The sequence below is a fragment of the Actinocrinis sp. genome (genome assembly GCF_035938995.1).
Classification (GTDB): Bacteria; Actinomycetota; Actinomycetes; order Streptomycetales; family Catenulisporaceae; genus DASZGI01.
On record NZ_DASZGI010000081.1, the window covers coordinates 49,880 to 70,766 of the forward strand.

Below are 20,887 nucleotides of genomic sequence, written 5' to 3' on the forward strand. Positions count from 1 at the left end.
TGAACGCAGTTCCGATCAAGACACCTTGCGGCCGCCCCGCTCGGGCGGCCGCAAGCGTTTTGCGCAGCGTGCTACCGGTACTCGGCCAGCCGCGGGTAGAGCGCGACTCCGACAAGTGCCAGCAGCAGGACGCCAATGACGTACGGCAGCCAGGTCCACGGCGCTGCGGTGCTCTGTCCGTCTGAGACGGCGGCCGTGAACGCCTGCTGATTGATGCCGATGACGCCTTGCAGGTCGTCGATGTACTGGCCGAAGTCGTAGTTCGACTGGCCCTTGTCGAGCCCGATGTCGACGGCGACCGCGGCGGAAAGGTTCCCGTTGTCCGCGTAGTCGCGGATCGTCACGTCGTCGTGGATGTAGCGGCTGAAGGCCAGGGCGCTGTTGTAGGCGCCCTGCGCCTCGTTGTCGAAGGTGATGTTGTTCAGCTCGGTGGCCAGGAAACCGCCGGTGAGCGTGACGTTGGAGACGGTGTTCGAGTCCCTGTTCAGCGTCAACGCGTGGACCGCGTTGGCCAGGGCGACGTCGTAGGCACCGGGGTCCCCGGCCTCGGTACTCACGTCGAGGCCAGGCAGGTGGGCGATCTGGTCGACGTTGGAGTAGAAGCCGGTCTGGTTGTCTTCGGTCCGGTTGAGCAGCCAGCGGCTCTCGTCGGCGTTGGCGTCGTAGGAGTCCGCTTTGGCGGTTGTCAGGGCGCTGACCGAGTCGAACGCGTTGAGCTTCGCGACCTTGTATTGGTGTGCCTCGTGGCCCAGGCCGGCGGCGGCCGCCGCGGTGGTCGCGATCACCGTGACGGCCGCGAGCGCCAGCGCCGGTCCGACGATGCGGCGGAACTTGTGGCTCAGGTACTGGTTCGCGCCGACGATCAGTGCGAGGAGCAGCAGCCCGAGGACGACGATCGCGCCGGTGAAAGCGATCGCGGCGTCGTGCGCCGAGGTGTAGCGGCTGTCGATCTCGCTGAAGTCCTCGTCCCGGATCTTCGCGGCGTCCTTCAGCACGAGGTTGTGCATCTCGGTCGAAGCGCTCTGATAGAGGGTGAGCGCGGCGCCCGGCGGGGCGGCGGGCGCCTCGTTCGCCGTGTTCTGGTCGATGTTCATCGCCTGGCCGATCAGCGACTCGTAGTCGCCGAGGTCGTCGAGCAGCCCGGTCTCCGGTCCGGAGAGCGCCGGGTTGAGGCCGAGCAGCTGGAGTTGGACGCCCGCGGCGGCGCGGTCGTCCTGGTAGGTCTTCATCGCGGCGGCCGCGCTGACGGCGGTGGGCACGAGTGTGGTCGGGTTGAAGCCGACCAGCAGTGCGTCGGCTGCCTGCGCGTCCATGTCGGTGAGCCGGAAGTAGAGTTCGTTGGCGGCGTTCGCCTCGGCCGCCTTGGCCGAGATCGCCGACATTCCCCCGCGTGCCCCCGCCATCCCCGATGTCAGGACCACGATGAACACCGCGATCGCGGCGACGAGCCCGGCTCCGAGTGCGGTCAGGCGGCGCGGCGTCCCCGAGAACGCGCGGCGCACGGCGGAGGAGGGCCCGGCCGGGCGGCTGTGCACGAGTATGGTCACGGCGCACAATGTCCACCGGGTATGCGCGCCCTGAGAAGGGACCTTCGCGAATTTCTACGGGACTCATACGACCCGGTGACGTCAAAGGGTTCTCAAACACTGGGCTCATAAGCACAGTGCTCTCAAACACAGGGGCCGCGCTGGCCGCGCGGCCCCTGCTCTACGTTTTTCAGTGCTTAGCGCGAGGTCCTACGCGCCAAGGCGTGCGCCTCCACCAGAGCCGGGGAGAGTACCGGCCCGAGCTGGCCGTGCAGCGCGGGCGAGGCGGCGGGCGGCACGAACGAGTCGCCTGAGGCCTCGAAGACGCCCGAGTACACGTTGGTCTGCGGCGCGTTGATCGTCGTCGAGAAGAAGGGCTGCGCGTTGTCGATGCCGCTGGCCGCGAGGCCCTCGTAGTCGCCGAGGAAGTGCCCGCCCGCGGACGGGGCCAGCAGCCAGTCGAAGTCCGGGGCGATGCGCCGCTCCGTCGCTTTCTGCTGCTGTCCGCGCGGGAAGGAGTACAGCCAGGTCGAGGTCGGCAGGGTGGTGACATTGCCGGGCTGCAGGTCGCGCACGTCGTAGTAGGTCAGGCTGACCGTCCCGGTGGGGTCCACCGCGATCGACGGGGTGTAGGACGGGGCCTGCGCGCCGTGGCTGATCACGGTCGACGCGGACCAGGTCTTGCCGCCGTCGGTCGAGTCCTGGAGTTCGACCTGGTCGACCTGGCCGCCGGTGAAATCGGTGCCCTCACGGGTGAGGTAGAGCTGGCCGGTGACCGGGTCGATGGCGACGTTCGGCAGGCCGCTGCCGGTGCGCAGGAAGTTCGTCGGGTCGTTCGGGTCGGCGTCGAAGATGGAGGTGTCGTTGGAGATTCGCGTCGGCGCGGACCAGGTCTTGCCCTCGTCGGTGGAGGTCTCGACGGCGTAGTGGGCGTCGGTCACGGTGTTCGCGGTGGCGTCGCTGAAGCTGATCCAGTCGAAGAGGTCATACAGGGTGTCGGTGTGCGGGTCGGCCACGATGATGTTGCCGATGGTCTGCGAGTTGGGCACGGCGGTGGTGTTCACCATCACGGCCGGGGTGGACCAGGTGCGGCCGTAGTCGTGGGTGACGGAGATGTATCCGGGCCCGTCGTAGGAGATCGGGTTGCCGTTCGCGTCGAAGGGCTGGTCGATTCGGTCCCAGACCTGGTACGCGGTGCCGGGGTGGACCGGGTCTGCGGTCACCGAATTCTTGTCGTCGATGACTGCGGGGTCGGTGTCGGCGATGACCGGCTGGGCGAACTTCCAGGTCTTGCCGCCGTCGAACGAGGTCGCCCCGCCGACACCGTTGCGGGCGTCGGCGGCGTCGAACTCGAGCCCGCCGGCGTAGGCGGTGCCGTCCGGGCCGTAGCTCACCCAGAGGTCGGAGACGCGATCGTAGCTGGTGCCGCCGGGGGCGCCGCAGGTGCCGAACGGCAGCAGCCCCTCGGACCAGTGCTCGCCGCCGTCCCGGGTCCGCACCACGCCGCCGGCGTGGGCGCCGCCGTTGCTCCACCGGTCCTGCTGGAAGACTCCGATCGCCTGTCTCGCATTCAACGGGTTGACCGACACGTAAGGTTCGACCTCAGTGTTCGGGTAGTTGGTCCCGCTCTCGGCGCCCACGGTGCACGAGGCGGTCGGATCCCCGGACGATGCCTGAACGATGCCGGAGTCGGCGTGCGCCCAGGCGGTCCCCGAAACGGCTAGCGGCGCGGCGGCGAGGATCACCGCGGCCACGCGGAGCTTAGCTCGCATAATCCCTCCCTGATTTGACGGCATGGGTACGGGCCGTCACCTTCGCGTCACAGTAATAGCCAGCTGGGCGATGGCAACTGTACCGGCGGGTAAGAGGCCGTAGTTGACCGAAACTTCACCCTGCCGCTCTCGGGGACACTCAATGCCGCACGTAGGCCGGACGCAGGTCGGGATTGTCGTAGTAGCGGTGGAAGACCGGGGTCGCACTGCCGGAGACGGGCGGCACGATCCAGGTCCAGTCGGCCGGCGCGGTGCGCCCGGACCGCTCCTCGCGCTCCAGGTGCCTCAGGAAGCGGCGGGACTCGTTGTGGTGGTCGGCGAGGGTGACTTTGGCGCCGTCGAAGGAGTGCAGCACCGCGAGGTTGAGCTCGACCAGCGCCCGGTCGCGCCAGAGCGAGCGCTCGGTGGACACGTCGAGGCCCAGCCGCTTGGCGATCTCGGGCAGCAGGTCGTAGCGGTCCTCGTCGGCGAGGTTGCGCGCGCCGATCTCGGTGCCCAGATACCAGCCGTTGAACGGGGCGGCCCGGTAGCAGATCCCGCCGATCTCCAGGCACATGTCGCTGACCGCGGGCACGGCGTGCCAGCGCAGGTCGAGTTCGGCGAACCAGGGCAGGACGGGATGGGACAGCGGCACCTCGAGGACCGCGTCAGACGGCAGCGGGAACGCGGTCGGCGCGGGGGCCGGCTCGTCCTCGCGGTGTCCCGGGCTGATCATGAGGGGCAGCGGATCGAAGGCGGTGTGCGGGGAGGGCGCCCAGCCGAGCGCGCGGGCCTGGATCGTGGGCGCGATGTTCATCGGGTCGCCGAGCACGGCGCCGTCCGGGCGAAGGTGCCCGGCGTAGCGCACCAGCTGGGAGTTGTGGATCCGCGGCCCGCGGTGGTGCGGCGTGTCCGGGGCGAAGACGGTGATGATCGGGCGGATCCTGCCCCCGTTGGTCGCCTCGCGCAGATGCTCGACGCACTCGGCGGCCACACAGTCGGCGGCGACGACGTGGCGCCGGTCGCGCACTCGCAGCGAACGCCAGTAGAGGCGGCCTATGCAGCGGTTCGCGTTGCGCCAGGCCACGCGCGCGCCGAACTGAAGCTCGGCCTGCGTGTGCTGATACGTGCCGTAGCGGGAGATCTCCGCGCGCACCTGGGAAAGGCGGTCGTCCAGCGCGGCAAGGTTCGCGGTCTCGGTGTGGAAGAGTTCGAGGAAGCTCTCAGCGGCCGATGCGTCGACCGGACCCGCGGAGTCGAGGCGTCCGGCGGGCGCCTCCCCCGGCGGCAGGTCGCCGGCCAGCACTGGGCACCGTCCCCGATCCCTCTCCCGGTCATCCGCCGCACCATTCTTCGCCCGCGTTGCTGACCTGGTGACCATCGATTCGGCAACGCCTTCCGTCCGCGCTGACGCGGGACCGCCCGATCACCGACTGCGATCGGGCGGCCTCGACTCGTGACGGGAACCTACGCTGACACGGGCGCGGAGTGGCGCGCTACGGTGACTGAGAGGTCTGCGATCGGACCCGGAGCGGACTTGGAGAGGACTTTCCGCAGCCTCAGCCGCACGGGCGGGCGGCCTCCAAGGCGTGGCGGGCCTCGTCGACCGGGGCCAGGACCCGCGCCGGGGCGCCCGCCGCGGCGAGACGGCGGCGCACCGTGTCGACCCGGTCGACCCCGGTCGCATACCAGTGCTTGCGCAGCTGGTCGATGGCGCCGCCGAGCAGCAGCGCGGACTCTTCCAGCTCGCCTTGCCCGGCGCGCGCCCGGGCCAGGTCGGCGAGCGTGATCGAGCGCTGCTTCGAGGCGCCGGCCGGAAGCGTGCGGAGGGTCTGCTCCAGCGCGGTGGCGGCGTCGGCGCAGCGTCCGGTGGACAGCTGGCTGAATCCCTTGAACCCGGTCAGGCGCGAGCTGTCGTAGAAGTCCAGCCACTCCGGGTCCGGCTCGGCCGAGCGGGCACCGCTGAGCCCGCCGAGCGCGCCCTCGGAGCGGGCGATCATCTCGTTGGCGGCGCGGCCGTCGCCGAGCTTCGCCTCCACCTCCGACTCGACCGCGCACATCCACGACAGCTGGGTGGCGCCGACCGCGCCGCGGGCCTGCCGGTGCGCCTCGGCCATCAGGTCCCTGGCGTGCCGGGCCTGGCCGGCGTATGCGGGCACGAACGCCATGTGCGTGAGCACGGCGCTGGTCAGCGGACGGTCCGCGGACTCGCGGGCGGCGTCGAGCGCGACCGAGAAGAAGCTGTCGGCCAGCCGCGGCTGTTGCAGGTCGAAGAAGGCCAGCCGGGCGGCCAGCAGCGCGGTCTCGGCGACCGTCGCGGCGAGGCGCGCGCGCAGCGCCGGGGAACCGGTCGAGCGCAGCAGTCCCAGGCCCAGGTCGGAGTGCGCCGCCACCGGGGCGAACATCGCGGCGGCCGGGATCGACCAGTAGAGCGCGCGGTGCTGCGAGGTGATCACCGCGTATCCGTTGGCCAGGCCCGCGCCGTCGGCGTCTGACATGCCCGGGACGGCTGGCGGCTTGTCCACGGATTCTGGTACGGACTGGGGCGTGTCAGCGGAGGGCTGGACGCGCGCGCGGACCGAGGTCGCGGCCGTCGCCTGCTGTGGGAGGGAGCCCAAGGCGCCCGAACCGAGCGCCACCGCGCCCGCCATGAACTGTCGTCTCTTCACAGGGTCTTGCCTTTCCTGGTCAGCCTGCGACGACCGTGCTGACCCTGTCGCTCCCCCATGCCCGGCGTCGTCGTACTCGACGCCGGGTTCCTGCACCCGGGGTCGCGCCGGAACCGGCGCTTCCCCGAATGTCCGCGCCGAATACGGTACGGCTTCCGAGATCTCCGTGCGCCGCGCCCACTCCGGCTGGAAGCCCATCTCCTCGATCGGCACCCCGAACAACGCCTCGAGCACCGCCTGGTACGCGGGCAGCGGCAGCGGCGGGTCCCCGCTCTCCCAGCGGCGCACCTGCCGCACGGAGAGCGAGAGCGGCCGGCCGATCTGGCGGGAGCGGCTTTCGAACGCCGCGGCCAGGTCGGCCTGGGTCCAGAACCGGCGCAGCCTCAGCTGACGCAGCGCGTTGTTGCCTGACGGCGCCCCGGCGGACCGGTCGTGCGTCCGGTCGAGCCGTGACGGTGACGTCTGCGGCATTTCCCGGCCTCCCATCGTTCGGTGCGTGCGGTGGTTCTCCGGCGTCCACTCCGCCGTGGCCGGTGCCCGTGGTCACCGTGGAGTGTCGCGCTGTGTGCGCGGGGCGTGGCATCGTCGCGGAAGACGTTAGCGGCCAATCGGCGGCCGGGCTGCTGTTTCCACCCGATCGTGGGATGGCGACGTCCGGCGAGAGTCCCCCCGGATCTCTCCGGGAGCGGCAGCGGATCGTCCGGCACGGCGGCACTGCACGCGGGAGCGGGGATGACCGGAATTTAGCGGGAACGTTCGAGGGGGTTTGGACGTCTCAACCGGCGAGGGCGGGAGTGCGGTCAGGCGCACCGGAACACCAGTGACGCCACATCCGTTGTCAGGATCAAGGACACGCATGGAGGGGAATGTGTTGGTCGACGAGAACGAGACCGCGAACGGTGGCGCGCCGGCGCACCGGGTCGCCACCGAGACGTGCGACGGGGCCGCGCGGATGCGGATGACAGTCCTGCCGGAACGGCGGTCGGCGCGCAACGCCGCCCGAATACCCCCGGTCGCGCAGCTGCGGCTGGGCTGGCAGGAACAGGCGGCCTGCCAGGGTTCCGACGCGAAGCTGTTCTTCGGGCCGGAGAAGGAGCGGATCCGGGATCGCGAGGCGCGCGAGGGCGCCGCGAAGCGGGTTTGCGCCACCTGCCCGGTGCTGCGGGAGTGCCGGAACCACGCGCTGCAGACTCCCGAGCTGTTCGGGGTCTGGGGCGGGTTGAGCGAGACCGACCGGGAGATCGGCTTCGGCCGGTCCTTCGGCCGCCGGATACCGCGGCCGCGATCGGTGGCCGCCTAAAACCGGTTCACGACGAGGAAGACCGACGGGACACGGGGACTCCGACGGGGAAACGGGCGAACAGTGGGATAGACCGGACAACGGCATAACTGACGCAGGCGAATAACCGAAGCAGTGCGCGAGACGCTGCGCGATGGGTGCTGCCCGCGGGGAAACCGACGCTAATCCCGCCCTCGCGGGGCGTAGGGCGTCCTCGGCAGGCGTTCTGCCGCTGCGCGATGCGGCATACCCACATGTGCGTGGCATACCCACACGTGCACCGCGAAGCGCACGACCGTTGCAGGCCGCAGCCCACAACCTCGCGGCGTCACGGTCGCGCATCAGCGCCGCCGGTGATGTCGTCTCGGACACTGCGTGAAGGCTCTGCATGAAGAGGTGCTGGCGAGGGCGCAGGCGTTACGGCGCCGCGCGGACCAGGACCACGCCTCTGCAGCGGTCGCCGCTCACGCGGCACCGCAGTACCGCGCGAGCAAACGCAGGACATCGTCCGCAGCGGTGACCGCACGCGCGGCATCGCGATCCGACGCGGGCGGGAACACGTGCATTGCACACGACCGGCGTCACGGCGCCGCACGTGCCGGGGACCACGCCTCTAAAGCGGTCGCCGCTCACGCGGCATCGCAGTGCCGCACGAGCGAGCGCGGGCCATCGTCCGCAACGGTGACTGCATACGCGGCGTTGCGGACCGGCGCGCGCGGAGCCACGCGTGTCGCGCACGACCGGCGTAACCGGCCCGCAGGGCGCGGCCCACGCGCCGCGCGGGCCCGGGGCCACGCTTCTGTAGCGATTGCCGCCCGCGCGGCATCGCAGTGCCGCACGGGCACGCGTGGAACATCGTCCGCAGCGGTGACCGCATGCACGGCGTCGCGGTCCGGCGCGGCCGGGGCCACGTGCATTGCACACGACCGGCGCTACCGGCCGGCGGGGGGTGGGCGCTCGGCCCAGCGATACACCTGGACCGGCCGTCCCGCGCCACCGTAAACGGGCGTGCGCGAGACCAGGCGCTGCATGGCGAGGTATTCGAGATATCGGCGCGCTGTCTGCACCGAGATACCCACCTCCGCCGCAGCCTGCGCCGCTGAGAGCTGCTCGCGGCCGCGCAGCAGGCCGGTCACGGTCGCGAGCGTGGCCTCGGTCAACCCCTTGGGCAGCGACAGCCGCGCCGGTCCCTCGTGCAGCGCGGCCAGCGCGCGGTCGACGTCGTCCTGGGCCAGCACCCGCGGGGCTTCGGCGGCGCGGCGGCGGAACTCCGCGTAGGCCTGGAGCTTCTCTTGGAACGTGGCGAACGAGAACGGCTTGACCAGGTACTGCACCACGCCGAGCGAGACCGCGGCGCGCACCGTCGCCAGGTCGCGCGCGGAGGTCACCGCGATCACGTCCACCTGGTTGCCGCGCGCCCGCAGCGCCCGGCACAGCTCGATCCCGTTCACGTCCGGCAGATTCACGTCCAGCAGCAGCACATCCACCGCGCGCGTCGCCACCATCCGCAGCGCCTCCGCGCCGAGGTGGGCCACGCCGACCACGGTGAAACCCGGCACCCGCGCGGCGAACTGGCTGTGCGCCTGCGCGAGCACTGGATCGTCCTCGACGATCAGGGTATTGATTATCGCGGTCATCGGCCGGAGGGGGCGGGTGCGGATTCCGGCGAGCCGTTGGGCAACGGGACAGCCGGCGATGGAGCGTCGATCTCGGTCTGACCTGCGCCGCAGCCTGTGGCACCCGCCACCGTGGGCAGTCGCACGGTGAGTGCTGCGCCGCCTAGCGCGGCGTCGTGCGACACCTCGACCGTGCCGTCGTTGCGGTTGACGCTCTGCCGCACCAGGGCGAGGCCGATACCGTGCCCGGCCTCGTTCTTGGTGGTCCAGCCGCGGGTGAACAGGTCCTCGACCCGCTCGGGGTCGATACCCGCGCCGCTGTCGGCCACCCGCAGCTCGAGGCCGCGCGGCACGGCGCGCAGGCTGACCGCGACCCGGCGCGGCGGCGGGGCGATCAGCGCCGCGTCGATCGCGTTGTCGATCAGGTTGCCGAGGATGGTGACCAGGTCCCGGGTGGCCACCGCGAGGTCCGGGGCGGCCGTGTCGTCGCTCACCGACAGCTCGACACCCTGCTCGGCCGCCTGGGAGGCCTTGCCGAGCAGCAGCGCGACCACCGCGGGGTCGCCGACGGCCGCGAGTAGGCGGTCGACCAGCTGCTGCGACGCGGCGAGTTCCGCGGTGGCGAACTGCACCGCCTCCTGGGTCCGGCCCAGCTCGACCATGGTCACCACGGTGTGCAGCCGGTTGGCCGCCTCGTGCGCGGAAGCCGAGAGCGCGGCGGCGAATCCGCGTGCCGAGTCCAGCTCGCCGGCCAGCGCGCGCAGCTCGGTGTGGTCGCGCAGCGTCGTGACGGTGCCCAGCAGCCGGCCGTCGCGCCGGGCCGGGGACTGGTTGACCGCCAGCACCCGGTCGCCGGCCAGGTGCGTTTCGTCGTGCGCCTCGTGTCCCGCGGCGAGCAGCGCCGCGAGCGCCGGATCCAGGCCGAGTTCGGCGACCGACCGCCCGGCGGGGTCGGCGTCAAGGCCGAGCAGCCGCACCGCCTCGTCGTTCGCCAGCAGGACCCTGCGATGCCGGTCAACTACGAGCAGTCCCTCGCGCATCGCGTGCAGTACCGCGTCGTGGTGCTCGTAGAGGCGGGTGATCTCCTGCGGGCCGAGCCCGAGGGTCTGTTTGCGCAGCCGCCGCGCCACACCCCACGAACCGAGCGCGACGACCGCGGCCGCGCCCACCGCGATCGCCAGGATCAGCAGCAGATCGCGGTGGACGAGCGCGGAGAGCTGTTCGAGCGTGATGCCCACCGAGACCAGACCCACGATGCGGTGCGAGGCGTCGTAGATCGGCGCCACCGACCGGACCGAGGGCCCGAGCGTGCCGGTATAGGTCTCGCTGAATGGGTGGCCCGCCAGCGCCGGGGCGGTGTCGCCGATGTAGTGCTTGCCGATCTCGCTCGGGGTCGGGTGGGTGTACCGGATCCCGGCGGGGCTCATCACCACCACGAAGTCGACGCCGGTCGAGTGCTGCACGCGCAGGGCCATCGGCTGAAGTTGCGCGGTGGGGTCTATGGAGGTCACGGCGTCGGCTATGCCCGGCGCGGTGGCCAGGGTCTCGGCCAGCGCCAGCGTCTGCGTCCGGGCGTGCGAGACCTGGTTGGAGCGGGCGACCTCGACGGCGGCGAGCGTGCCCACGACGGTCAGCAGCGCGATGATGCCGAGCTGAAACAGGAGCACCTGCATGGCGATGCTGGGACGCGCCTTGCGGACGGTCAGGCGGCCTAGTCTCGGACGCTGCATGCGGCTCAGTGTTACACCTGCACTCGCCCCGGCCCAGCCCATCAGCGCCGCCGCTGCCGACCGGTCTTCCCGTTGGTTTCCCAACGGCCCGTGTGCTTTATGCGCGTAATGCAGACCAGCCGGTGTGCCGTGCGCCACATTTCTCGCGGCGCCTGTGTTACGTCCCGTTCACCGCGCTGATCCGAAGTTCCGCCGCCGCCAGTCCTGTGTCCACATCAGCCAATGGAGCCATGATGTCCGCGACATCCGCAGCAGCCGCGCCCATCGCGCGGCCGCACCGTTCCGCCTGGTATCGCAAGCTCTACATATGGGTCCTGGTCGGCATCGCCGCCGGGATCGGCGTGGGCGCGGCGTGGCCGGGCACCGGCGCGAACCTCCAGCCGCTCGGCTCGACCTTCGTCAGCATGATCACCATGGTGGTCACCCCGATCATCTTCGTCACCATCGTGGGCGGCATCGCCGGGGTGGACGACCTGCGCAAGGTAGGCCGCATCGGGGTCAAGTCGCTGATCTACTTCGAGGGGATGACGACCCTCGCGCTGGTGCTCGGCCTGGTCGCGATCGACGTCTTCCACCCGGGAAGCTCGATCCACGCGAACCCGGCCACGCTCAAGCTGACCGGCACTGCGGCCCAGTACGCCTCTGCGGGCAAGGCGCAGGGCTTCTGGTCGATCCTCACCGAGATCGTCCCGTCCAGCGCGTTCGGCGCCTTCGCCAGCGGCAACGACCTTCAGGTGGTGTTCTTCTCGATCCTGTTCGGCGTGGCGATCAAGCTGGTCGGCGCGCCAGCCGCGGGGATCGCCGCCGGGGTGGACAAGTTCGGCAAGGTGATGTTCGCGATCCTGCGCATCATCATGTACGCCGCACCGGTCGGCGCGTTCGGCGCGATGGCGTTCACCGTCGGCAAGTACGGCGTGCACACGCTCACCAGCCTCGGCTCGCTCATCGGTCTGACCTACGGCGCCAGCGCGGTCTTCGTCGTGGTGGGCCTCGGCGCGGTCTGCGCGGTGTTCCGGCTCAACATCCTGGCGCTCCTGCGCTACATCAAGGACGAGCTGGTGATCATACTCGGCACCTCGTCGAGCGAGACCGTTCTGCCGCAGCTGATGCGCAAGGTGGAGCGGGCCGGCGTGCCCGAGGACGTGGTCGGCCTGACCATCCCGACCGGCTACTCGTTCAACCTGGACGGCACCTGCATCTACCTGACCCTCGCGGCGCTGTTCGTCGCGCAGGCCACCGGGGTGCACCTGTCCCTGGCGCAGCAGCTGGGCATCCTGGCGATCCTGCTGCTGACCAGCAAGGGCGCGGCCGGGGTGACCGGTTCGGGCTTCATCGTGCTGGCGGCGACCCTCGCGTCGGTCGGCTCGATCCCGGTCGCCGGCATCATGCTCATCTTCGGCATCGACCGGTTCATGTCCACCTGCCGCGCGCTGACCAACGCCTGCGGCAACGTGGTCGGGTCGTTCGCCGTCGCCGCCTGGGAGGGCGTCCTCGACCGCGACAAGGCGGTGCGGGTACTGGGCGGTCACGACGACTTCGACCGCGAACAACCGGAGAGCGTCGGACAGCCCGCGCTCGAAACAGTCTGACCCGAGACGGTCGCGGCTCACGCGACCGACGCCGCCCCGCGCTGCCGCTCCAGCGCGGGGCGGCTTGCTGCGGCGCGCGATGCTTACGGGCCGCTCAGCGCAGGGCGGCCCGTCCGGCCTGCCGCAGCAGGAGCTCGGATAAGGACCCAGTGCCCCCGGGTGCGGGCGGCTCGAGTGCGGCCTCGCCCTCGGGGATCCACGGCAGGCGCGCGGCCGACGCCACCGCGCGGGCCAGTTCCAGCGCTTCCGCGCGGTCGAGCGCGGCGGCGTCGAAGCCGGGGCGTCCGCCCCGCTCGGTGAGGGTTCGGTCGTGGCCGAGTTCGACCACCGCGCCGATCCGGCCCTCGATCAGCTGCCGCCAAGCCTCAGGCAGCGCGTCGGACCGGCGGCGGGTGCCACCGCGCCGCTCGGTCACCGCCACCACGATGCGGTCAACGGGCAGGCGCACCTGCGCGATGCACGTGAGGGCGTCGACCGTGCGCTGGAGCGATGCCTCGCCACTGTCGGTCACCCACACCGCTGCGGTGTTCAGGAACGGGGTGGCGAACCAGGCCGCGATCGACGACATCGCGCCGCCCGCCGCCTGCGCCGAGAGCCGGGCGCCCTCCAGCGAGTCGCCGTCCACCACCGCCGCGCGCAGGCCGGGCAGCACCGGCAGCCACCAGCGCGGGCCCGGGTCGCCGCCGAGGTAGGACGCGGACGGCTGGCCAGTGTCGGTCAGCACCCACAGCGGGGTTGGCGCGTCCACGTGCATCTGGGAGGCGGCCGAGTCGGTCAGCTGGGCCAGGTCGGCGTCCGATCCCCCGGCGGAGCCGCGGAAGCCGGCCAGGGTCGAGGTCCCGGAGGCGGCCGCCGTGGTCACCCAGGCCGGCCACGGGCTCTGGCCGCGCGGCGCGATGTCCAGCACGGCGCAGCCGCGGTTGTCGTTGGAGGCGACCGCGGTGTGCCGGTGCAGTGTCGCCGCGAGCAGCGCCGCGACCGTCGTGCGGCCCACGCCGCCGCAGCCGGAGACCACGGGCACCACCAGCCGCCGGTCGGGCGCGATCATCACCGCGCCGCCGGCCGGTCCGCGGGCGCTCACCGTCGAACGATGTGCGGCGCCAGCACCCATCGCGATCCCCACCTTGTCGTCGACCGGACGTTGTTCCATGAAACGTGCGCTCTCCGAACTGTGTTCAATTGGCTCCTCAAGATCGGCCGGGGCTTTATGGCGGCTGTGGATCGCGTGCCTGGCCGACCTTGAGGAGCGGGTCCTTCGCTGGCGGCCGCCCGTCGCCGTGGGCGTGTAGTAGAACACTGTCTCACGGGCGGCCGCCCCAAACGTCCTTTATTCAATTCACCGCGCAACTGTGGCGAGTACCTGTCAGTGCATCTCCTGGACCAGGCGTTCGGCCATGGCCTCGGTCACCGGATGCAGGTCGGTCTCGCCGTACCGGTGCCACGCCCGCACCCGCAGGTCCGCCACGACCGATTCCAGCCGCGCCCGGTCACCCTCCGCCGCGATGCCGCGCAGCTTGATCTGGACCAGCCGCTCGTCGTCCGGGGCGCCGAGCAGCCCCTGCTCCGCCGCCTGCTGCGCGCCGGCGGTGTCGCCGCGGGCCAGTCGCACCGAGGCCAGCCGGTACGCCGCGTCGGCCACCACCGCGGGCACCTCGGTCTCCTGGGTGCCGAAACCGAGCCAGGAGTAGCGGCCCGGCGGCCGGTCGGCCAGCAGTTCGCCGCGCACCTGGCCCAGCGCCCGTGACAGCGCCGCGTCGACCAGGTCGGGGCGGTCGGCCGGAACTCGGTCCGCGTCCCGGTAGGCGATCTGGAACTCGTCCCAGTCGCTGCGCACGTCGTCGCCGAGCCGGACCACTCCGTCGGCGGAGATGGTCAACCGGGGGCCGTGCGGTCCGTCGCCGAGCCAGGCGCGCATGTCGCGCAGCATCCGGTCGCGGGCGGCCGGGGTGATGCCGCGCGGCCACAGCGCCCGCGCGAACACCGGCGCGGGCAGCCCGGCCCGGTGGAAGAGCAGGAGCACCAGGGCCTCGGTGAACAGCGGCCCGCGCGCCGCGTCGGCCGGACCGACGCCGGTCAGCTGAACCGGGCCGAGGACGCAGGCCCGCACTCCCGGCGCCCCGTCCGTCGTTTCGAGGCTGTCCGGCAGCAGGGCGTCGGAGGGCCGGAGCGAGACGCTGGACGGACGCGGCGCGGCGGCGGCCCGGAACAGTGCGCCGAGCGCGGAGGCGAGGGCGTCGGGCAGCCGGGACGCGGCCAGTTCCCCGGGCAGGCCGGGGCCGCGCAGCCGGCCGACCGGGTCGACGCCGAAGCCTGACATGTCCTCGATCGGCTGGTCGGTGCCGAGCAGGGCGGTCGTGCTTCCGTCCGGACGGGTCGTCAGGGCGCGCAGCCGCGCGAGGTCGACCGGATGCACGTTCTCCGCGACCAGCAGGCGGACGAGGTGCGGCCCGGTGGCGGCAGACTCGTGTTCGAGGGCGGACAAGGCGCCCTCCAGCACGGGGTGCACGCGCAGCCGCTCGGGGGCAAGCAGAGTCAGCTCGGGCGGCACACCGAACGCCTCGATCCGGATCTGATCGGCCCAGGGCGCCGCAGCGAGCGTCGCCGCGGCCGCGGCCAGGACAGCGCGGCGCTGGCGCTGCGGGCCGGTGACTGCGGTGCAGCGGCCCTCAGCCGACTCGAGGTTGATCAGGATCTGCTCGTCGCCTATGGCGCCGACACACAGCAGCAGCGGATAGGGCACGGGCGACGCGGACGGGTGCGCCGCGTCGGCCGGGGTGAGCGTGGAGAGGGCGGTACGCGCGAAGCGCCAGTGCTGTCCGTCGGTGGTGACGGTCCAGGGTTCGGGCGGCGCGAAGTCGGGCTCGGCCAGGGCCAGCGTCAGCGCTTCGCGATCGACTCGCCCGCCCGTCACCGTCGGCGGAATACGTCCGGCCTGCTCGCACGCGGTCCGCAGGGCGCGCAGGGAACGGTCGACCAGTTCCACGGTGTCGGTCGCAGCGGCGGCGCGGATGGTGCGCTCGACCTCGGCGACGGCCGGTTCGGGCGGCGCGGGCGCCGGGTCGCCGGGGTGGTCGCGGCGCCGACGCCGGGAGGCGGCCGTCAGCGCGGTGAGCAGTCCGGCGGCGAGTACCGGGGAGCCGATGAGCGCGACATAGGGCAGCACGTCGGCGATCGAGTGCAGCACCGATCCGTCCGCGGCCGGGTGGGCGCCTGCTGGTTCCCGCTGCGGCGCGGGCCGAGCGCCGACCGGGTGCGCGAGCGAGTTGGAGTTGGGCGCGGTGTGGGTGGCCGCGGATCCGCCCGCCGCGCCGTTGGCTGAGCCCGGGGCGGCCGCGCCCGGCATTGTGTAGGCGTGCGTGGCACCGGCGGATGGCGCGCCGCCGTTCGCAGGCTGGGTGGGCGGGGGCGTGGCCGAGATGGGCGCCGAGGTGGCGGGAGTGGAGATCTGGTCGGTGAGCCCGGGGCCGCTGGCGTCGGGGGGCAGCGCCAGCAGCCAGCCGGGCCGGATCAGGCTCTCCTGCTGCAGCTCGGTGCCGTCCGGCTGGAGCCTGCCCTGGTTGAGGGCATATATCTCGCGGTAGCGGCGGCCGTCGCCGAGGTAGCGCTCGGCGATGTCCCACAGCGAGTCGTGGTGGCGCCCGTCTGGCGGCTGGACCACGTAGTACTTGACCGCGCCCGCGGCGAACGACGCGATGGGGTCATCCAGCAGCCGGCCATGCCCGACCGCGACGCGTGGCTGCGGCTGCGGCTGCGGTGCGGAGCGCTGCTGCGCGGGGACGGTGGCGGTGAACGAGGCGCGCGCCGCGTGCACCGCGGGTATGTGCGTGCCGATACCGACGGACCCGGTTGTGGCCACGGCGACCGGGCGGGCCATTGCGGCGGGCGCGAGCGCGGCGGACAGGGTGGTGGTGAACGCGACGGCGACGAGCGTGTGCGCGAGGGCGCGGTTCGCCGAGATGCCGGGGACCCGGAACGGCGGCCTGCCGCCCGCCCGCGCGGCCCAGACCTCGACGATGACGCAGGCGGTGAACTGGGCCCAGATGAGCCAGGCGAGCAGCGCGCCGACCCGGGCCAGCGTGTGCAGCGTGAACGGGTGGTGCGGGACGCCGTGCGGCAGCCGCACACCGGTCAGCGGCCACCCGATGAGATACGCCAGCAGCAGCGGCACCCCGACGACGAGGCAGGCAAGTAACGCCCACGCCGCGAGCACGGCCGGGGCGGACCGCTCTCGGTGCCCGGCCCGTCGGCTCGGCACACGCATCGCCCTCCCCTACGGGGAAGTAGCGGTGGCTTCGGCGCGCCGCACGCTCCCCCAGTGACAATAAGCCGATCCAGTGTTCTGACGGACGACGGCGCCGTCGCAGAGCACCGATCCGCAAGCTACCAGCGCTACGCTGGGCAGACAAGATGTCAGCCCAGCGTGACGCGGCGGCCGGTCTCCTGCGCCCCCGCCGCCCGCTGTGCGACACTGCGCAGGTGGCGCCACAAACGCGTGTGTCGAAGTCCGTCGCCCTCGAGTCCCAGCCGGTCGGGAAGAACCCGCGGGCACAGGGCCGGGAGCCGCGGACGCGGCGTTCGCCCGGCTCCAGCCGGCCCGGCGAGGAGGCCGGGGACGTGGCGAGGCGACCGGCGCCGCGACCTGCCGCGCACCCGGCCCGCACTGGCGGCCAAGGCGGCGGGCTGGGGTTTTGGGTGCGGCGGCGGCGCACCCGGTCGCACCTTTCCTACTTGCCGAAATGGACGGCGCGGCGGCCCGAGCCGTTCGGCGTGCAGGGGCTGCGCTGGCTTCCGGCGCCCACCGGATCGCGCGATCCGGCTCTTTTCCTGCACGGCGGCGCGGGCACGGTCCTCGCGGTCGCCGAGATGTCGCCCGGGGTGCTGCGCGGCCCCGAGGCGGGCGATCTGGGGGCACGGCTGGGCTCACTGCTTGAGCAGGCGATCCAGGCCGGGATTCCGTTGGCCCGGCTCCAAGTGCTGACCCAGGTACCGGGTCCGGTCGGACGCACCCGGTCGTACATGGTCGTCGCGCTGGCGTATACGCGGGAGCTCGTGGCGCAAGCGGCGCAGTTCGCGCAGGGCGAGCGCGGCCTGACCACCGTCTGCGCGCGGCCCATGGTCGAGGTGTTCACCCAGCTGGCCGCGGACGGCACGTCCGGGGCGCGGCTCGGCCCACTGGTCCCGATGGACCGGACGGGGGTTACTTCCCTGCTGGCCTCGCTGGTGCTGCCGGGGCGGGGCATGGTCAACCTGCGACCCGGGGCCGAGGCCTGGCAGCCGACGGAGGTGGACGCGCGCGCCCCGAGGTGGGTGTCGATGACCGGCCCGGTCGGCCCGGCGGCGCAGACCTCGACCTGGTGGCACGCCACCGGCTGGGTCAAGCGGTGGCCGCGCGGGGCGCGCGGGATCGACGTCGCGGCCTCCGCCTCGTTTCTGCCGCCGGGCGTCAGCGGTGCGACCTCCGTGGTGGTCGGCATGGCCGGACCGGCCGGCGACCGCGCTCCGGCCGTGGCGGGGTACGTGACGGTGTCCGGCCACGACGCGGCGGAGATCGAGCTGGCCCGGATCGCGGCGCACGCGGCGGCCGAGGAGCGGGACGGTTTCGTCGAGTTCTGCGACCGGCGGCACCATCTGGCGTTCGCGAACACGCTGCCGCTGGCCACCGGCCTGCGCGGCTAGGTTGGTGGTTCGCCAACGCCGCGAGCCGAACACGCAGCAGGCGCCGCGGGCCCGGCGATCCTCCTAAACCCGCCCTAGACCCCGGACTTCTCCACCAGCCAGTCCAGGGCTTGCGGTGCGGAGCTGAGCACGGAGATGTGTCCGTCCTCGGGGCGCAGCCACAGCTCCGCGGCCGGGACGCGGCGCTCCATCCAGACGTCGTGCGCTGCGGGCGCCATCCGGTCCTGACCGCCGTGCAGAAGCAGGGTCGGCGCGGCGATCTGTGCGGGATCGAACCCCCACGGGCCGACGGTGGCCAGATCGTCGTCCACGAAGGGGTCCAGGCCGTTCTCCATGCCCTTGGCGGCGATGCGGTTGAACCAGGACCAGTCGCCGGCGAGTGCGGCGTGGTCGGCGGCGGTGAAGATCTCGGGGTCGAATTCGCTCGTGGACAGCAGCGCGACCAGCGCCGCGCGCCCCCGGGTGGCGGCGCGCAGCTCCGACGCTCCGGCCGGGCCGAGGCCGGCGAACCAGTCGAGCCCGTCGGCGCGGAACGGCGCGAGAGGGGCGAGCCCGGACACGCCGAGCGCGGCGAGCACCCGGTCCGGCAGCAGCGCGGCGACGGCGAGGGCGTGCGCCGATCCGCCGGAGTGGCCCATGACCGCGAACCGGTCGAGGCCGAGCGCGTCGGCGATGCCGGCGACGTCGGAAGCGGCGGATGCCATGTCTCTGCCCGGGTTGGGCGTGGAGCCGCCGTAGCCGGGCCGGTCGTACGACACCCAGCGGATCCCGCGCTCCGCGGATGCCTGGAACAGCGGTGCCGGAGGCTCGCCGATGTTCGGCGAGCCGTGGTGGTACACGACGACCAGACGTTCCGGCGCGGCGTCCGCGCCGGTGTCGTAGACGTGCAGCGTGCGTCCGTCGCCGAGCTTCACGTCAGTCTCTGTGAACATGACCCGACCGTACCCGCCCACACCGACAGCGCCGACAGCGACGCGATTTCCGCAGCCCTCAGACCAGGTGCTTGGGGACGGGGATACGGTCGAGGTCCTGCGCGACGTACAGTTCCCCGCCGAAGTGCACCCGAGCCTCGCGCTCGAACTCGGCCGGGTCCTGGTAGCGCTGGGAGAAGTGGGTCAGCACGAGCGTGCGCACCCCCGACTCCGCGGCGACCTGGGCCGCCTGACCGGCCGTCAGGTGACCGAACTCGGCGGCGAGCGCGGCGTCCGCCTCGAGGAACGTGGACTCGATGATCAGCAGGTCGGCTCCCGCGGCGAGGGCGTAGACGCCGTCGCACAGCCGGGTGTCCATCACGAACGCGACGGCCAGGCCGGGCCGCTCGACGCTCACCTCGTCGAGGGTGGCCGTGCGCGCGCCGACCTCAAGCCGCCCGGCGCGCTGCAGGGCGCCGACCGCCGGTCCCGACACGCCGAGCGCAGCCAGCCGATCCGGCAGCATCCGGCGACCGGGAGGCTCATCGAGGCGGTAGCCGTACGCTTCGACGCCGTGATCGAGCCGCACCGCCGAAAACGTGCCGAACGGCTCCGAGGCGAGCAGCGCACGGGCGCCCGAGGCGGGTTCCTCGCGCAGGAATCGCGCGGCGGCGTCGGAGCGCAGCCAGCGCAGCCGGGCGAACAGGTCGCGGCCCGATTCCGGATAGTGGCAGTGCACCGGGTGCGCGGCGCCGTCGAGCACGATCCGGGAGAGGACGCCCGGCAGCCCGAAGCAGTGGTCCCCGTGGAAGTGGGTGACGCAGATCCGTGTGATGTCGGACGCGGCGATCCCGGCCAGCAGCAGCTGCCGCTGCGTCCCCTCCCCCGGGTCGAAGAGGAACCCCTCGCCGTCCCAGCGCAGGAAATAGCCGTTGTGGTTCCGGGTACGCGTCGGCACCTGGCTCGCCGTGCCCAGGACCACGAGTTCGCGCATGTGGGCATCCTAGGAGCGCTCAGGCGCTGACCGTGCGCGAACACCGGGACCGGTTTAGGACGACCGGTTGTCTTAGAAGCGCGAATACTGGCCGTTCGAACGTGGAGCAGTTTTAAGACGACCGGTCATATTGAGGGCACGATGCTATCCCGCGTGCTTGATGAGCGGCATGTCCCGCGAGATCGGCCGGAACCCGACGCCGTAGTACAGTCCGCGCGCCGCCGGGTGCCCCGGCGCTCCAAGGCAGGCTACCGTCATGTGGGTGGCCCCGGCCGCCCGCGCGAGATGCATTCCGTGCAGGAGCATCGCGGTGCCGAGCCCTCGACGCCGGTAGGCCGGGTGCGTCCCGACCGGCTCGAACTCGGCGGTCTTGTTGGCCTCGTCGAGCCACATGATCGTTGACGCGGCCATGGTCCCGTCCGGCGCCTCCACCAGGACGTGCAGGTCGCCCCGATACGCGGCCATCCGCCGCACGCCCTCATAGCCCTCGGCCGTGTAGGTCGACGGGGCCCAGGCGTCCACGTGCGCCTGGACCGCGGCCTGCGGCCCGGCCTCGTCGGCGGTGCGGAACCGGAACCCGTCCGGCAGCACCGGCTGTTCCAGGTCACTGAGGTCCCGCTGGTTGAGCTGGGTCCAGTCGGCGGTGTCGCCGAGCGATGCCGGGTCGGTCTCGTAGCCCTGCGCCGCCCATCGCTTCAGGGCGAACTCATCGGTGGACTGCGACAGCACTGTGCGCTCGAGGCCGACCGCCACGGCGTCATACCAGCCGATCACGTCGTCAACCAGTGCGGCATGGTCGGGGTGGACCTGATATGCCAGGTAGGCGTTCGTGACGTCCTTCACCGACCCGTCGCTCCGTCGCACCTGGTGCGGAAGATAGGCCCAGCCCCACGCCACCAGCACGTCGCCGGAGAACCACAGCCGGCGCGGCCAGGTCCCGCCCTGGCGGGCGTGCCCTTTGCCCCAGATCCAGGCCAGCTCCCCGAACGACGCGTCGCTGTTCACCAGGTCCGGACGGACCGCCGTGACGCGCTGCGCCAACCCCTGCATCAGCTGTACGTCCGCGACGGTCACCAGATCGAAGTCACCCACGATGCGCCACTGTGCCAGGCTCGCGCACAGCCGTCGAACTGTTTCCGCGGCCGA

14 protein-coding genes are annotated in these 20,887 nt (G+C 72.2%); 3 read left to right on the plus strand and 11 right to left on the minus strand.

The window, feature by feature from the left end:
* Positions 1-71: 71 nt before the first annotated feature.
* The 4 genes from VGZ32_RS05275 to VGZ32_RS05290 form a co-directional block, all read right to left on the minus strand.
* On the minus strand, positions 72-1,547 hold the full coding sequence (locus VGZ32_RS05275) for a hypothetical protein (protein WP_326884677.1): 1,476 nt from the start codon (positions 1,545-1,547) through the stop codon (positions 72-74).
* Positions 1,548-1,723: 176 nt separating this feature from the next.
* On the minus strand, positions 1,724-3,298 hold the full coding sequence (locus VGZ32_RS05280; protein WP_326884678.1) for a sialidase family protein: 1,575 nt from the start codon (positions 3,296-3,298) through the stop codon (positions 1,724-1,726).
* A 139-nt stretch (positions 3,299-3,437) separates the two neighbouring features.
* Positions 3,438-4,583: a nitric oxide synthase oxygenase gene (locus tag VGZ32_RS05285; protein WP_326884679.1), complete on the minus strand. Its 1,146-nt coding sequence runs from the start codon at positions 4,581-4,583 to the stop codon at positions 3,438-3,440.
* Positions 4,584-4,836: 253 nt separating this feature from the next.
* Positions 4,837-6,417 (minus strand): helix-turn-helix transcriptional regulator, encoded by a 1,581-nt coding sequence (locus VGZ32_RS05290; RefSeq protein ID WP_326884680.1) that lies wholly within the window; start codon positions 6,415-6,417, stop codon positions 4,837-4,839.
* A 385-nt stretch (positions 6,418-6,802) separates the two neighbouring features.
* Here VGZ32_RS05290 and VGZ32_RS05295 point away from each other — a divergent pair, with 385 nt between their 5' ends.
* Complete coding sequence (locus VGZ32_RS05295) at positions 6,803-7,246, plus strand: WhiB family transcriptional regulator (protein WP_326884681.1); 444 nt, start codon at positions 6,803-6,805, stop codon at positions 7,244-7,246.
* Positions 7,247-8,157: 911 nt separating this feature from the next.
* Here the strand turns inward: VGZ32_RS05295 and VGZ32_RS05300 are convergent.
* Both VGZ32_RS05300 and VGZ32_RS05305 read right to left on the minus strand, forming a co-directional pair.
* The gene (locus VGZ32_RS05300) at positions 8,158-8,862 is read right to left on the minus strand and encodes a response regulator (RefSeq protein ID WP_326884682.1); all 705 of its coding nucleotides are present in this window, start codon (positions 8,860-8,862) and stop codon (positions 8,158-8,160) included.
* Positions 8,859-10,571: a sensor histidine kinase gene (locus VGZ32_RS05305; RefSeq protein ID WP_326884683.1), complete on the minus strand. Its 1,713-nt coding sequence runs from the start codon at positions 10,569-10,571 to the stop codon at positions 8,859-8,861. The genes VGZ32_RS05300 and VGZ32_RS05305 overlap by 4 nt, the downstream gene beginning before the upstream one ends.
* A gap of 233 nt (positions 10,572-10,804) precedes the next feature.
* Between VGZ32_RS05305 and dctA the strand changes: the two genes are divergently transcribed.
* Entirely contained in the window at positions 10,805-12,160 is a 1,356-nt protein-coding gene (dctA, locus tag VGZ32_RS05310) for a C4-dicarboxylate transporter DctA (RefSeq protein ID WP_326884684.1), read from the plus strand.
* A gap of 94 nt (positions 12,161-12,254) precedes the next feature.
* Here dctA and VGZ32_RS05315 read toward each other — a convergent pair whose 3' ends face one another.
* Together VGZ32_RS05315 and VGZ32_RS05320 are read right to left on the minus strand one after the other, a co-directional pair.
* A complete protein-coding gene (locus VGZ32_RS05315) occupies positions 12,255-13,310 on the minus strand; it encodes a hypothetical protein (protein WP_326884685.1) in 1,056 nt (351 codons plus the stop codon).
* Between the two features lie 213 nt (positions 13,311-13,523).
* The gene (locus tag VGZ32_RS05320; RefSeq protein ID WP_326884686.1) at positions 13,524-16,421 is read right to left on the minus strand and encodes a hypothetical protein; all 2,898 of its coding nucleotides are present in this window, start codon (positions 16,419-16,421) and stop codon (positions 13,524-13,526) included.
* Positions 16,422-16,567: 146 nt separating this feature from the next.
* Here VGZ32_RS05320 and VGZ32_RS05325 point away from each other — a divergent pair, with 146 nt between their 5' ends.
* The gene (locus VGZ32_RS05325) at positions 16,568-17,836 is read left to right on the plus strand and encodes a hypothetical protein (RefSeq protein ID WP_326884687.1); all 1,269 of its coding nucleotides are present in this window, start codon (positions 16,568-16,570) and stop codon (positions 17,834-17,836) included.
* 74 nt (positions 17,837-17,910) lie between these two features.
* Here the strand turns inward: VGZ32_RS05325 and VGZ32_RS05330 are convergent, their stop codons facing one another.
* From VGZ32_RS05330 to VGZ32_RS05340, 3 genes are all read right to left on the minus strand, one after another.
* Positions 17,911-18,768 (minus strand): alpha/beta hydrolase, encoded by an 858-nt coding sequence (locus tag VGZ32_RS05330; protein ID WP_326884688.1) that lies wholly within the window; start codon positions 18,766-18,768, stop codon positions 17,911-17,913.
* Between the two features lie 58 nt (positions 18,769-18,826).
* The gene (locus VGZ32_RS05335) at positions 18,827-19,741 is read right to left on the minus strand and encodes a ribonuclease Z (RefSeq protein ID WP_326884689.1); all 915 of its coding nucleotides are present in this window, start codon (positions 19,739-19,741) and stop codon (positions 18,827-18,829) included.
* A gap of 144 nt (positions 19,742-19,885) precedes the next feature.
* Positions 19,886-20,791: a GNAT family N-acetyltransferase gene (locus VGZ32_RS05340; protein WP_414642480.1), complete on the minus strand. Its 906-nt coding sequence runs from the start codon at positions 20,789-20,791 to the stop codon at positions 19,886-19,888.
* Positions 20,792-20,887 lie beyond the last annotated feature (96 nt).

What these genes read in the sequence shown, in the direction of transcription:
- VGZ32_RS05295 (WP_326884681.1), top strand. Translation starts at nt 6,803, where the DNA reads ATGGAGGGGAATGTGTTGGTCGACGAGAACGAGACCGCGAACGGTGGC.
- VGZ32_RS05335 (WP_326884689.1), bottom strand. Translation starts at nt 19,741, where the DNA reads ATGCGCGAACTCGTGGTCCTGGGCACGGCGAGCCAGGTGCCGACGCGT.
- dctA (WP_326884684.1), top strand. Translation starts at nt 10,805, where the DNA reads ATGTCCGCGACATCCGCAGCAGCCGCGCCCATCGCGCGGCCGCACCGT.
- VGZ32_RS05290 (WP_326884680.1), bottom strand. Translation starts at nt 6,417, where the DNA reads ATGCCGCAGACGTCACCGTCACGGCTCGACCGGACGCACGACCGGTCC.
- VGZ32_RS05300 (WP_326884682.1), bottom strand. Translation starts at nt 8,862, where the DNA reads ATGACCGCGATAATCAATACCCTGATCGTCGAGGACGATCCAGTGCTC.
- VGZ32_RS05280 (WP_326884678.1), bottom strand. Translation starts at nt 3,298, where the DNA reads ATGCGAGCTAAGCTCCGCGTGGCCGCGGTGATCCTCGCCGCCGCGCCG.
- VGZ32_RS05320 (WP_326884686.1), bottom strand. Translation starts at nt 16,421, where the DNA reads ATGCGTGTGCCGAGCCGACGGGCCGGGCACCGAGAGCGGTCCGCCCCG.
- VGZ32_RS05330 (WP_326884688.1), bottom strand. Translation starts at nt 18,768, where the DNA reads ATGTTCACAGAGACTGACGTGAAGCTCGGCGACGGACGCACGCTGCAC.
- VGZ32_RS05315 (WP_326884685.1), bottom strand. Translation starts at nt 13,310, where the DNA reads ATGGAACAACGTCCGGTCGACGACAAGGTGGGGATCGCGATGGGTGCT.
- VGZ32_RS05325 (WP_326884687.1), top strand. Translation starts at nt 16,568, where the DNA reads ATGTCAGCCCAGCGTGACGCGGCGGCCGGTCTCCTGCGCCCCCGCCGC.
- VGZ32_RS05340 (WP_414642480.1), bottom strand. Translation starts at nt 20,791, where the DNA reads ATGCAGGGGTTGGCGCAGCGCGTCACGGCGGTCCGTCCGGACCTGGTG.
- VGZ32_RS05305 (WP_326884683.1), bottom strand. Translation starts at nt 10,571, where the DNA reads ATGCAGCGTCCGAGACTAGGCCGCCTGACCGTCCGCAAGGCGCGTCCC.